Origin of the sequence: Streptococcus sp. 1559 (genome assembly GCF_013276735.1) — a bacterium.
GTDB lineage: Bacteria > Bacillota > Bacilli > Lactobacillales > Streptococcaceae > Streptococcus > Streptococcus pseudopneumoniae.
The window spans coordinates 1-12,836 of the sequence record NZ_VMLO01000081.1 but is presented as its reverse complement, the minus strand read 5'-3'; the positions used below and the strand labels follow the sequence as shown (position 1 = coordinate 12,836).

Below are 12,836 nucleotides of genomic sequence, written 5' to 3'. Positions count from 1 at the left end.
TCTCGTGATTTACGCATATAGGTTACGACTACCTTTTTGGACTTTAGAGTTTCTGGCCCCCTTATCCGCTATATACGCCTTACTATCACCTTCCTGTTCGTAGAGCCACGATTTCGCTATCCCTTCCTCTAACGATTCTTATTTCCAGTGTCAGACTTAAAACGGTCTATCTCCAGACCGTTTTAATCCGCTACCTCACGATAGTCAGGCTTAGGAATCGCTATTGGGTTCACCGGTAGCAGGTGCCCACCGAGGACTTACACCTCAGATGCACGACATGCCCGTCGTACCAAAAAATACTTTGATCCACAATGGAATCAAAGCATTTTAAAAATCTCCCCATACATAAGCGCAGAAACTGCGGTTCCTCTGTACTTGGTTTCTTCTCTCTTGATAAAACGAGCCAAATTGAGCAACTCAGGTGCCGGATGTTTGGGATTCTTGAGCAATTCACGATTGACCAGACCTGAGAGACGAACTGCCAGCAATTGCTCATTTGTAGTAGGCAGTTTTTTAGCAGTCTCTAGGAGAGCAGCAACTAAATCTTCACTCAAATCATGTCGAGCATGATTGTAAAGATCTTTTACAAGGCTTTCTAGGTTTGGTTCTACCATCCCTACCACCTCCTTATGTTTAATAATTTTTAATCAAATCAACTGTTGAACGATCCAATTTCTTCACCAAGGCTTGTAAGAAGGCTTGCGCTTCTAGGAAGTCATCCATTGCATAAAGTGTTTGGTGAGAATGGATATAACGAGCACAGACTCCGATTGTTGTTGATGGGACACCACCATTTTTCAGATGTGCTGCGCCAGCGTCTGTTCCGCCTTTACCACAGTAGTATTGGTACTTGATACCAGCTTCTTCAGCTGTTGTCAAAAGGAAATCCTTCATTCCTGGGAGAAGCAAGTGACCTGGATCGTAGAAACGAATCAAGGTTCCATCTCCAATCCTGCCTTGACCGCCATAAACATCACCAGCAGGTGAGCAGTCAACTGCTAGGAAAACTTCTGGGTCAAACTTGGTTGTGGAAGTATGCGCACCACGGAGACCAACCTCTTCTTGGACGTTAGAACCCAGATAGAGTTCATTGCCAAGTTTCTGACCTGACAGAGCTTCCGCCAACTCGCTAACCATAAGAACACCGTAGCGGTTGTCCCAAGCTTTTGAGATGATATTTTTTTCATTGGCTGTCAAGATTGCAGAGCTATCTGGTACGATGGTATCACCAGGACGGATTCCAAAACTTTCTGCCTCAGCCTTATCCGCAAAACCGCCATCAAAGACGATATCGGCAATGGCTGGCATGGTTGGTCCCCCCTTTCCACGAGTCAAATGCGGCGGAACAGAACCTGAAATCACAGGAATTTCACGACCGTCACGAGTCAGAAGTTTGAAACGTTGGCTGCTGACTACCATGGGGTTCCAGCCACCGATTTCTACGACACGGAAGGTACCATCTGGCTTGATTTCGCTGACCATAAAACCAACTTCATCCATGTGAGAAGCGACCAAGACGCGCGGCGCATCCGCTGCTTCTGAATGTTTAATACCAAAAATACCACCCAAGCCATCTGTCACCACTTCATCCACATGCGGTGTCAATTTTTCACGAAGATAAGCACGGACAGGCGCCTCATGACCTGAGATAGCAGCAAGTTCTGTTACTTCTTTAATTTTTGAAAATAATGTTGTCATTTCAGTTCCTTCTTTCTTTCATCCATTTTACCACTTTTTAGAGGAGAAGGATAGTGGGAAGGTGGATAGTTTCTTACTCAGTTTTCCTATAAAAAAGAGAGACAGATATTCTTTCAGGAATTTTTCTTTCTTTTTTACATTAAATTGTCAGAAATTTTATTGACAGATTAGAAAAAACATGTTACAGTAATATCCGCAGGTATCTTTCGATACCAAATCTACATGAAAGGACGGGGTATGAAACTTTCTCATTATTTAATTGGCTTACTTCTGCTCCTAGTCTTTCTCTCTATTAGCATTGGAACCAGTGATTTTTCATGGGGAAAACTCTTTGCTTTCGACCAGCAGACCTGGCTACTATTTCAGGAGTCCCGTCTTCCAAGAACCATCAGTATTCTCCTTGCGGCCTCTAGTATGAGTATGGCAGGCCTTCTCATGCAGACCATCACTCAAAATCAGTTTGCTGCTCCGAGTACAGTTGGAACCACTGAAGCCGCCAAACTGGGAATGGTATTGAGCCTCTTTATCTTTCCGTCTGCGAGTCTAACCCAAAAGATGCTCTTCGCTTTTGTTTCATCCATCATATTTACCCTCTTCTTCCTAGCCTTTATGACCATTTTTACTGTAAAGGAAAGGTGGATGTTGCCTCTGATTGGAATCATCTATAGTGGGATTATCGACTCAGTCACAGAAGTTATCGCCTATCGTTTCAATCTGGTTCAGAGTATGAGTGCTTGGACCCAAGGATCCTTCTCCATGATTCAGACTCATCAGTATGAGTGGCTCTTCTTAGGCCTCATCATCCTGATAGCCGTTTGGAAATTATCCCAAACCTTCACTATCATGAATCTAGGGAAAGAAACCAGCGAGAGTTTGGGGATTTCCTACTCCCTACTTGAAAAACTGGCCCTCTTTCTGGTGGCACTAACGACTAGTGTCACCATGATTACCGTGGGTGGCTTGCCATTTCTCGGGGTCATCGTTCCCAATCTTGTTCGCAAGCGCTATGGAGATAATCTAAGCCAGACCAAACTCATCGTCGCACTAGTCGGTGCCAATCTAGTTCTGGCCTGCGACATCCTATCCCGAGTTCTGATTCGGCCCTATGAGCTGTCTGTCAGTCTTCTACTAGGAATCATTGGTAGCCTCGTCTTTATCCTACTTCTCTGGAGAGGGGGACGAAAAGATGCAGTTTAAAAGCAAACATACCAAACTCTTCTGCCTTCTCATTATTCTGGCCATTGGAGCTTGTCTCCTCTATTTTTGGCCCATCACCCACCTGTCTGCCTTTGCCTGGAAGCTACGTTCCCAAAAAATTGTCGTTTATCTCTTGGTAGCTATCGCGACTGGGATTTCGACCATTAGTTTTCAAACCCTGACGGAAAATCGTTTCCTGACGCCAAGTATTTTGGGAATCGAATCCTTCTACGTCCTACTACAAACCCTACTACTGGTTTTTGAAAGTAAGTTTCTTCAACTCGGGAAGTCTCCCATTTTAGAATTCCTAGTCTTACTTCTACTTCAATCCCTCTTCTTTCTCGCCTTGCAAGGCTACTTGAAGACACTGATGAAGCAAGACCTTGTCTTCATTCTGTTGATCTGTCTAGCCCTCGGAAGTCTCTTTCGAAATATCAGTACCTTCCTTCAGGTCCTGATGGATCCAAACGAATACGATAAACTGCAGAATAGTCTCTTTGCCTCCTTTCAACATCTCAACACTTCCATCCTAGCCATTGGTTCTCTGATTATCCTTGCTTTGACAATCTTTTTCTTTCAAAAAGCAGTCATTCTGGATGTCTTGCACCTGCAAAGAGAAACAGCTCAGGTATTGGGACTCGATGTTGAAAAAGAACAGAAAGAACTCCTCTGGGGTATCGTACTTTTGACCTCAACAGCAACTGCCCTGGTAGGACCTATGGCCTTCTTCGGCTTTATGCTAGCCAACCTCACTTACCTAATTGTCAAAGACTATCGGCACAAGTTGCTCTTTATCGTGGCCATTCTGGTCGGATTTATCAGTTTGACCTTGGGGCAGGCCTTGATTGAACGAGTCTTTGCGCTGGAAATTCGCATCAGTATGATCATCGAGAGTGTGGGTGGCTTCTTATTCTTTATCTTACTTTATAGGAGGGCGCGTCGGTGAAACTGGAAAACATTGACAAATCCATTCAAAAACAGGATATTTTGCAAGGCATTTCGCTTGAAGTCAGTCCTCAGAAACTGACAGCCTTCATTGGTCCAAATGGTGCTGGAAAATCGACTCTCCTCTCCATCATGAGCAGACTGACCAAGAAAGATCAGGGAATTCTCAGTATCAAAGGTCGTGAAATCGAGAGTTGGAATTCGCAAGAACTAGCCCAAGAACTGACCATCCTAAAGCAGAAGATCAATTACCAGGCAAAATTAACCGTTGAAGAACTGGTCAGCTTTGGACGTTTTCCCTACAGCCGAGGACGCCTGAGAGAAGAAGACTGGGAAAAAATTCGAGAAACTCTGAACTATCTGGAACTGATAAACTTAAAAGACCGCTACATCGATAGTCTGTCTGGCGGCCAGCTCCAACGTGTCTTTATCGCTATGGTACTGGCCCAGGATACGGACTTTATCTTGCTGGACGAACCACTCAACAATCTCGATATCAAGCAAAGCGTCAGCATGATGCAGATTCTTCGGCGACTGGTGGAGGAACTCGGCAAGACCATTATCATCGTCCTCCACGATATTAACATGGCCAGCCAGTATGCGGATGAAATTATCGCCTTCAAGGACGGTCAAGTCTTTAGCAAGGGAAGAACCAATCAAATCATGCAGGCTGACCTGCTCAGTCAACTCTATGAGATTCCTATCACGCTAGCTGATATCAATGGCAAAAAGATCTGTATCTATAGCTAGTAACATAGAAGCTCAAGTTAGAGAACCTTCGGTCTCTTAGTCAATAAGACCAAGAGACTCCCTAAATCGTTATCACATTTTAAAAAGGAGAAATCATGAAAACATCCCTTAAACTTTATTTCACTGCCCTAGTGGCCAGCTTCTTGCTTCTACTTGGTGCATGCAGTACAAATACAAACTCAAGCACTAGTCAGTCGGAAACAAGCAACTCTGCTCCAACAGAGATAACCATTAAAAGTTCACTAGACGAAGTCAAACTTTCCAAAGTTCCTGAAAAGATTGTGACCTTTGACCTCGGCGCTGCGGATACTATTCGTGCTCTAGGATTTGAAAAAAATATCGTTGGAATGCCTACAAAAACAGTACCAACCTATCTCAAAGACCTAGCTGGAAAAGTTAAAAATGTTGGTTCTATGAGAGAACCTGATTTAGAAGCTATCGCCGCCCTTGAGCCTGATTTGATTATTGCTTCCCTACGTACACAAAAATTCGTAGACAAATTCAAAGAAATCGCCCCAACAGTTCTCTTCCAAGCAAGCAAGGACGACTACTGGACTTCTACCAAGACTAATATCGAATCCCTAGCAAGCGCCTTTGGTGAAACTAGTACACAGAAAGCCAAGGAAGAATTGGACAAGCTAGACAAGAGCATCCAAGAAGTCGCTACTAAAAATGAAAGCTCTGACAAAAAAGCCCTTGCCATCCTCCTCAATGAAGGAAAAATGGCTGCCTTTGGTGCCCAATCTCGTTTCTCTTTCTTGTACCAAACCTTGAAATTCAAGCCAACTGATACTCAATTTGAAGATTCTCGCCACGGACAAGAAGTCAGCTTTGAAAGTGTCAAAGAAATCAATCCTGACATCCTCTTTGTCATCAACCGTACTCTTGCCATCGGTGGGGACAACTCTAGCAACGACGGTGTCCTAGAAAATGCCCTTATCGCTGAAACACCTGCCGCTAAAAATGGTAAGATTATCCAACTAACACCAGACCTCTGGTATCTAAGTGGAGGAGGTCTTGAATCAACAAAACTCATGATTGAAGACACACAAAAAGCTTTGAAATAAGCCACTTCAAACTCAATTTAATACTCAATGAANNTTGAGGTTGCAGATAGAAGCTGACGTGGTTTGAAGAGATTTTCGAAGAGTATAAAATTTTGACATTCTAAAACGCATCCTATCAAGTTCACTCAAACCTGATAGGATGCGTTTTTATCATTTTGAAATCTATTTACCTCACCTCATTCCCCTTCTTGATTCCGTTTGAGGGAAAAGTGGTCTGGGACGGAGTCCTTACCTGTTTTCGACCAGGGATGGCAACGTAAAATCCGAGCCAAGCCCATCAAAACACCCTTGAAGCCATGTTTTTCAATAGCCTGAATCATGTAGTTGGAACAAGTCGGCTCAAAGCGACAAGAGGGTGGAAAGGCTGGTGAGATAAACCGTTGGTAAAAGCGCACAGGCGCTATTAAAATTCGTTTCATTATTTCTTGGTTACAGCCATGGTGTGTAGTTGGCTGATTTCTTTTTTATTAAGACGACGGGATTCTCCTGGACGAAGTCCTGTCAAGTCTAGATGTCCAAAACGGGTCCGTGACAACTTATCTACTTGGAGACCGACAGCTTCAAACATCTTTTTAACCTGGTGGTTACGCCCTTCATGGATAGTCAACTGCACCACAGAGCGGTTTTTGACTGGGTCCACTTTGAGAATCTCATAGACAGCCGGTTTGGTTTTCTTACCATCAATCTCAAGTCCACGGGTCAAGGGGCGGAGATTATCCTTATTGGCCACACCTTTAACACGCGCGACATAAACCTTGTCAATCTCATTACGAGGGTGAATCATCTCATCCGTAAAATCCCCATCATTAGTCAAAATCAAAACTCCTGATGTATCCCAGTCCAAACGACCTACAGGGTAGATGCGCTCTTTCACGTTGGGCAAGAGGTCGACAACCGTCTTGCGGCCCTTGTCATCTATCACACTGGAAATGACACCGCGTGGTTTGTTAAGCAGATAATAGACCTTTTCTTCGTTGTAGATAGGTTGGCCTTCAACTTCAACCTTATCGCCTGACTTGATAGTGGTTGCTAGTTCACGTACCACTTGGCCGTTAACCGTCACCAAACCTTGCTTGATCAGCTCTTCTGCTTTTCTCCTACTGGCCACACCTGCGTGGGCAATATACTTATTGATTCTCATCTTCTTCTATCCTTTCACCAAATAATTGGCTTTCTTGGGCTTGAATCTCAAGCTCATCAATCACTGGTAATTCTTCCAAATGGTTAATTCCCATGTAATCTAGGAAATAATCTGTAGTCACATAGAGGTTGGGGCGACCCAACACTTCTTTTTTCCCGTCTTCTCGTATCAAGTCAAAGGCCTGCAACTTTGCCAAGGCCCCACTCGAGTTGACCCCACGGATGGCATCAATCTCTATCCGTGTGATGGGCTGTTTGTAAGCAATGATGGACAAGGTTTCAAGGGCAGCCCGAGATAAACTCTGGTTGATAGGTGCCTTAGAGTATTCCTTCAAAATCTCTGCAAATTGAGGCTTGGTCACCAATCTATAAGCGCCCCCTGTCTCAATTAGAGCCAAACTGGAATCTGGGGCCTTTTCATACTTCTGGGCTAATTTTTCTAAACTCTGTTGGATGCCTGTCGGTGGCAGAGAGAGGAGTTCAGCTAACTGGTGGACTCTAATCCCATCTTCACCCGCTACAAACAAGAGCGCTTCTATTTTTGCTAAAGTACTCATCTTTCCTCTCTATCAAGTCTAGCTTTGGGCCACTTGACTTTCTTCCTTCTTTTCCATGAGATAAATATCTCCGAAACTCTCCTCTTGTACGAGGGTTAGCTCCTGGGTTTTGATTAACTCTAGGGTTGCCAAAAAGAGGGTGATGACCTCTTGGAGATTCTGGGCTTCCTTAAACAAATCCTGCAAGCGCAATTGATCTCGTCCAGCCAAGGACTCTTTCACGATAATCATCATGTCCTCAATCTTATACTCATCCCTCAAGATAGTCGTGTGGTTCTGTGCAAACTCCTCTTTTTTCTTGGCTAGGATATTTGAAAAAGCCAAAAAGAGATCAATGGTCGTCTTGTCATGCACAAGCTCCGCATCTTCGTATATCAACTCTGTCGGCGCTTTGGAATAGTGCTGGGCCCGTTCTTGGTGTTTGGCTTCCAAGTGCTCCCCCAAGAGCTTGAACTTGCGGTATTCTTCAATTTGAGAGAGAAGATCCTGCTCCAGGTCATCTTCCAAATCTGTCACTTCCGCTACCTTTGGCAAGAGCTTGCGGCTCTTAATCAACATGAGCTGACTGGCCATAACCATGTACTCACCCGTCACTTCCAGACGCATGGCCTGCAGGGTTGAGACATAGGCTAGATACTGTTCGATAACTTCCGTAATGGGCACATCGTAGATATCCATCTGATACTTAGAAACCAGGTGCAAGAGCAAGTCCAGGGGCCCTTCAAAATCTTTTAATTTAATATCCATTATCTATATTTTTCTAAGGTCAGGACTGTTTTTAATCCTAATTTTTTTGCAATTTCGTACAAATCGACCTTGTTTTCTATTTGTCTTAGAATAAACTGTTCACGTAAGACTTGAGCTGATAAGGTTGAGAAACCTTTCTCCTTGACAAAAGCTTCTAACTGACGAAAGGCCCACTGACGAGAATAGGCTTTCCCTCCCCTTTCAAAGAGATATATCTGGCCCATCAAGGGTTCCAACTCCGAAAGCAAGGTCGTGGGAATGCTGACAATCCTCTGTTGGGAAGCCTTGCTGATTCGCAACACCTGAAAATCCAGATTGATGTCCGCAACCTTGATGGCTAAAATCTCACTGGGCAAGAGCCCCATTTCTAGGATTAAGAGCGCTAGCAAGCGTCCCTCTGGATGGTCGCTTTCCTGCCAAAAAGAGTCTAGGTATAGAATCTCTGGCTTTTCCGTCTTCTTTTCAGCTTGTTTGGCTAATTCCAAGCGGTAAAAGCTGTCCACCTCTCCTTTTTGATAGAGAAAGTATAGAAATTGGTTACAGGCCGAAATCTTTCGCTTCTGGGCGCTGATTTTTAGATTGGCTAGCTGGGCTTGGTAAATCTTGAGACTGGTCTCAGAAATCCGCTCACCTACCATGTCTAAAAATTGCTCCAAATCATACTTATAGGACTGCTTGGAATTGACAGACAAGCCCTGCTTTTCCTCTAAAAAGGCTGAAATCCTGTCTCTCATTGGCATCGAATCTCATATTCCTTACTAAAGTCATGCAAGAGGGCATTAACGGCCTTGAGGATGGACTTGCGCGTAATAATCCCTTGGAAAATACCCTCTGCATCCACAACCGGTAAGAAGGACTCATCTACTAGCTTGTGCAAGACCTCCGTAATGGTGAAATCAGGCGAAACAACCGCTACGTCCGTTTTTGTCATATGAACGATATCCGTATCCGCCATGATTTCTTGGCTCAAGTCATGCTCCATCTGATAAGCCATAATATCTCTGAGTCCAATCGTCCCAACAAACTGTTTTTCATCTGTCACAACAGGAACACGGGTATAGGTCATCTGACTGAGCAAGAGGGTCGCATGATCCGCATTGTGGGTATCAATCAACACAGCTAGATTTTTAGCAGGGGTCAAAAAAGTTTCCTCCTGCCCCAACAAGAAAGTCTCAAACTCCTTGGCAATCATCGGCTAAACTCCTTGGACAAACCTGGATACACCTCGTGATCTCGTGTCAAAAAGTCCACTTTGAAGTAACTATCATCAATCTCCACACGAGCATAGAGACATTCTCTGATGGTACCTCGTGGTTGACTGATAGAACCTGGATTTAGAAAGAGGATCTTGCCTTCCAACCAAGCACTTGGCACATGCAAGTGACCATAGAGGCAGATAGCGGCCTCTTCCTCCTGAGCCCAGTAGTCCAACTTTTGAAAGTTGAAATTGATGTCAAACAAGTGACCATGAGTTTGGATAATCTTGGTCGAACCAAGCTCAGTCACCAGACGTTCTGGGTAGCCGGCGTAGAAGTCCATGTTCCCTTTAACAACGCGGATGCCCTCCCAAAGTGGAGAATCCGGACGTAGTTCAGAATCGCCGTTATGAAAAACGGCATCGACTTTGCCCACATAGCGATCACGGACTTCTTCCACAATCAAGCTATCGCCATGGGAATCGCTCATTACAATGATGGTTTGCTTTGCCATGATGGAAATACCTCCAAAAGTTTCTTAACGGCTAAGGCACGGTGAGATTGACTATTTTTTTCTTCCAGGGTTAATTCAGCTGATGACTCACCTGTTTCTCCTACAAGGAAGAGGGGATCATAGCCAAAGCCATTTTCACCCTTAGGTTCAAAGTTAATATAACCTGACCAGTCTGCTTCAACAACTAAACTTTCCTTATTTGGGCTGGCTACGACTAGGGTTGTGTGGAACTGAGCCGAGCGGTCCTTGAGTTCAAAGACCATGGCCAATTCGTGCAAGAGTTTGGCATTATTTTCACGGTCAGTTGCTCCCACACCTGCGAAACGAGCTGACCAGACGCCTGGTAAGCCACCAAGGACATCGACTTTGAGACCAGAATCATCTGCCAAAACCATCTTGCCCGTTAATTGAGAAATGGTTTCTGCCTTGAGACGGGCATTTTCTTCGAAGGTCATGCCTGTTTCAGCTACTTCAGGCAGGTCAGGATAGTCATTAAGATTTTCCACATCGTAGCCTAACTTATCAAAGATAGCTCGGAACTCTTTGGTCTTGCCTTCGTTACGAGTCGCAATCAATAAGGTTTCTCTGACCTTGTTTGTCTCAAAGAATGCTTCTACATCAACACCTTCTTTAGGCAATTCTACATGCAGGAGTTGCCCATTTTCAACTAAGAGAAACCCCCCCTGACGTTGAATGACTTCTACATTTCGTCCCATTTCTTGGTTGAGGATATCTACCACAAAAGACAATAAACGGTAGAGAGAACCATAGCGTAAAACAGTAACAGAAACAGGAAAACCTCGATCCTCATCTCGAAATCTTTGGGCAAACTCCAATAGAGGAAAATCCAAGTCATCATCCGTCAACGTCCGGACGCCACCAAAAATACCATAGGACCCGACATACCAGTCCTGTTCATCCTTATATTCATAAATTTTATTTGTCATAATTCTACATGCTCCACATGAATCTCTTTTTCCAGCCATTCTTCACCAATTTGTGCAAAACTTTGGCTGCTGGCTGTTGTGTAAAAACGGTGATTAAGTGGTCCAGCATCGCGACCACGATTGATTTCAAAATAATTAAGTAAGACTGAGATGTCCCGTACGCACTCTGCTCCACTATCGATGAGCTGAACCTTTGGTCCCATGACATTTTGAATAATAGGTCTGAGCAATGGATAATGGGTACAACCCAAAATCAGGCTATCCACCTTTCCAACCAAGGGACGCAGGGTTTCATAGACCACTTTCTTGGTAACACTGGTTGACAGGGCGCCAGACTCGACCAAGGGGGCAAACTTGGGACAGGCCAAACTCTCCACCTGTAAGTCTGGAGCCAGATCATGAATTTTCTGACGATAGATATCTGATTGTACCGTCATGGGCGTTCCAATCACACCTATTTTCCCACCTTGACTGGACTTGATAGCTGCCGAAGCTCCTGGCAAAATAACACCTAGGACAGGAATATCTAGTTGAGCCTTGATTTCTTCCCAGACGACCGCAGTCGCAGTATTACAAGCAATGACAATCATTTTGACATCCTTGGTCAAAAGAAAGTTGACCAACTGCCAAGTATATTCACGAATTTGCTCAGCAGGACGGGGACCATAGGGAGCCCGTGCCGAATCTCCAATATAGACGATTTCTTCATGGGGAAGCTGGCGCATGAGCTCGCGCACAACGGTCAAGCCCCCGACACCCGAATCCAAAAAACCAATTGGGCGATTATCCATACAGTCTTCTTTCTAGTCTTTTTTCTGATTGATAGTTCATTATGATTACCGTTCCTTATGAACTGAATAATGACAGCCTAATCAATAACTATCTCTCTTAATCATAATCAAATATCAATAGAATGCAAGGAAAAAGTCTCATCCCTAAACCCTTAGCCAACATAGTGAGAAGTCTGGAACTTTCATCCCAGACTTTTCCTTATCTATTTTTTCTTTTTATTGTTAGCAAGGGCTGCCTTTTGTTGGCGAATGATTTGGTGGTAAACTTGTTGTACCTTGGCTTCGCTTGGTTTTTGACCATTTGCACTCAAAAGAGTACGAACTGCTTCAGCATTCAAACGTGGGTTGTCAGCGAATTCCTTTTCGATTTGCTTACGAACCAAGTACATTCCTCCAATAGCTCCTCCTAAAAAAGCTAGCACAATCAATACAATTGCTAAAAGTAAATCCATCATTTTTCTCCTGTTTCTTTTTGAGTCCCTTTCATTATACCACAAACTAGTCACCCTGACTAGTTTGTTTTACGCTATCAGGGATGGAATGTAATTCGAATGTGAGAATGTCTTTAGTAAATCGAACGTGAAAATGTCCCATTTGATAAAATAGTCGTATGAAAAGTATCCAACTGAATATGAATGAAACGAAAAAATATCTTGTGATAAAAGCTATAGACCAAGGAAAGAAAACAAAGAATCGAGCCTGTGTCGAACTGAATCTTTCTGAAAGACAAATCAATCGTCTGCTACTAGCCTATCAACAGAAAGGAAAAGAAGCCTTCAGACACGGAAACAGAAATCGAAAACCAAAACATGCAATCCCTGATGAAATCAAAGAACGTGTCCTAAAGAAATACCTCTCCTATGAAACATATAAACCAAATGTCCTTCATTTCTGTGAATTACTAGCTGAAGAAGAGGGAATTCAGCTCTCTGATACAACTGTTAGAAAAATACTCTATAAGGAAAACATCCTCTCTCCCAAGTCTCACAGAAAGACAAAGAAGAGACTAAGAAAACAAGCTAAACTGAACCGCAATCATCCCCTAGACAATCCAATCTTACCGTCCGCTAAAGATTTCCTGGAAGACACTAAAAAGCTACATCCTAGTAGACCCAGAAAGAAATTTGCTGGAGAACTCATCCAAATGGAGGCTAGCCCTCATGCCTGGTTTGGAGCAGAAACCTCTAACTTACACTTAGCCATTGATGATGCTTCCGGCAATATCCTAGGGGCTTATTTTGATAAAAAAGAGAACTTGAATGCTTACTATCATGTCCTTGAACAAAT

At 43.7% G+C, this 12,836-nt stretch carries 17 protein-coding genes; 5 read left to right on the top strand and 12 right to left on the bottom strand.

Features of this window, described 5'->3' with window-relative positions:
• Window positions 1–317: 317 nt before the first annotated feature.
• On the bottom strand, window positions 318–614 hold the full coding sequence (locus HT688_RS09460; RefSeq protein ID WP_023933658.1) for a bacteriocin immunity family protein: 297 nt from the start codon (window positions 612–614) through the stop codon (window positions 318–320).
• 19 nt (window positions 615–633) lie between these two features.
• A complete protein-coding gene (gene pepA / locus HT688_RS09455; protein WP_023933656.1) occupies window positions 634–1,698 on the bottom strand; it encodes a glutamyl aminopeptidase in 1,065 nt (354 codons plus the stop codon).
• Between the two features lie 237 nt (window positions 1,699–1,935).
• Here pepA and HT688_RS09450 point away from each other — a divergent pair, with 237 nt between their 5' ends.
• The 4 genes from HT688_RS09450 to HT688_RS09435 all read left to right on the top strand — a co-directional run bounded on the left by HT688_RS09450 (window position 1,936) and on the right by HT688_RS09435 (window position 5,657).
• The gene (locus HT688_RS09450; RefSeq protein ID WP_000777227.1) at window positions 1,936–2,895 is read left to right on the top strand and encodes an ABC transporter permease; all 960 of its coding nucleotides are present in this window, start codon (window positions 1,936–1,938) and stop codon (window positions 2,893–2,895) included.
• Complete coding sequence (locus HT688_RS09445; RefSeq protein WP_001159838.1) at window positions 2,885–3,841, top strand: iron chelate uptake ABC transporter family permease subunit; 957 nt, start codon at window positions 2,885–2,887, stop codon at window positions 3,839–3,841. Before HT688_RS09450 ends, HT688_RS09445 begins: the two co-directional genes overlap by 11 nt.
• A complete protein-coding gene (locus tag HT688_RS09440; RefSeq protein WP_000764295.1) occupies window positions 3,838–4,590 on the top strand; it encodes an iron ABC transporter ATP-binding protein in 753 nt (250 codons plus the stop codon). The genes HT688_RS09445 and HT688_RS09440 overlap by 4 nt, the downstream gene beginning before the upstream one ends.
• A 95-nt stretch (window positions 4,591–4,685) precedes the next feature.
• Entirely contained in the window at window positions 4,686–5,657 is a 972-nt protein-coding gene (locus HT688_RS09435; RefSeq protein WP_000858270.1) for a siderophore ABC transporter substrate-binding protein, read from the top strand.
• Window positions 5,658–5,833: 176 nt separating this feature from the next.
• On the opposite strand, the gene yidD is transcribed toward HT688_RS09435, so the two are convergent.
• From yidD to HT688_RS09385, 10 genes are all read right to left on the bottom strand, one after another.
• Window positions 5,834–6,076, bottom strand: a complete 243-nt coding sequence (gene yidD / locus HT688_RS09430) for a membrane protein insertion efficiency factor YidD (protein ID WP_000821628.1) — start codon at window positions 6,074–6,076, stop codon at window positions 5,834–5,836.
• Window positions 6,076–6,798, bottom strand: a complete 723-nt coding sequence (locus tag HT688_RS09425; protein WP_001222218.1) for a pseudouridine synthase — start codon at window positions 6,796–6,798, stop codon at window positions 6,076–6,078. Before HT688_RS09425 ends, yidD begins: the two co-directional genes overlap by 1 nt.
• The gene (scpB, locus tag HT688_RS09420) at window positions 6,785–7,354 is read right to left on the bottom strand and encodes an SMC-Scp complex subunit ScpB (RefSeq protein WP_172923729.1); all 570 of its coding nucleotides are present in this window, start codon (window positions 7,352–7,354) and stop codon (window positions 6,785–6,787) included. Before scpB ends, HT688_RS09425 begins: the two co-directional genes overlap by 14 nt.
• 18 nt (window positions 7,355–7,372) lie before the next feature.
• Window positions 7,373–8,101, bottom strand: a complete 729-nt coding sequence (locus tag HT688_RS09415) for a segregation/condensation protein A (protein WP_000351896.1) — start codon at window positions 8,099–8,101, stop codon at window positions 7,373–7,375.
• Window positions 8,101–8,835, bottom strand: a complete 735-nt coding sequence (gene xerD / locus HT688_RS09410; protein ID WP_277422124.1) for a site-specific tyrosine recombinase XerD — start codon at window positions 8,833–8,835, stop codon at window positions 8,101–8,103. The genes HT688_RS09415 and xerD overlap by 1 nt, the downstream gene beginning before the upstream one ends.
• Window positions 8,832–9,293, bottom strand: a complete 462-nt coding sequence (gene cbpB, locus HT688_RS09405; protein WP_000560725.1) for a cyclic-di-AMP-binding protein CbpB — start codon at window positions 9,291–9,293, stop codon at window positions 8,832–8,834. Before cbpB ends, xerD begins: the two co-directional genes overlap by 4 nt.
• Window positions 9,290–9,811 carry a metallophosphoesterase gene (locus tag HT688_RS09400; protein ID WP_001118962.1) on the bottom strand — a complete coding sequence of 174 codons (522 nt, stop codon included), beginning with the start codon at window positions 9,809–9,811 and terminating at the stop codon, window positions 9,290–9,292. Before HT688_RS09400 ends, cbpB begins: the two co-directional genes overlap by 4 nt.
• Window positions 9,787–10,758, bottom strand: a complete 972-nt coding sequence (locus HT688_RS09395) for a nucleoside-triphosphate diphosphatase (RefSeq protein ID WP_055356779.1) — start codon at window positions 10,756–10,758, stop codon at window positions 9,787–9,789. Before HT688_RS09395 ends, HT688_RS09400 begins: the two co-directional genes overlap by 25 nt.
• The gene (racE, locus tag HT688_RS09390; RefSeq protein WP_000370374.1) at window positions 10,755–11,549 is read right to left on the bottom strand and encodes a glutamate racemase; all 795 of its coding nucleotides are present in this window, start codon (window positions 11,547–11,549) and stop codon (window positions 10,755–10,757) included. The genes HT688_RS09395 and racE overlap by 4 nt, the downstream gene beginning before the upstream one ends.
• Window positions 11,550–11,752: 203 nt before the next feature.
• Complete coding sequence (locus tag HT688_RS09385) at window positions 11,753–12,001, bottom strand: YneF family protein (RefSeq protein WP_000364983.1); 249 nt, start codon at window positions 11,999–12,001, stop codon at window positions 11,753–11,755.
• 179 nt (window positions 12,002–12,180) lie between these two features.
• Between HT688_RS09385 and HT688_RS09380 the strand changes: the two genes are divergently transcribed.
• The coding region (locus HT688_RS09380) for a helix-turn-helix domain-containing protein (protein WP_172923730.1) at window positions 12,181–12,836 on the top strand (656 nt) is incomplete at its 3' end.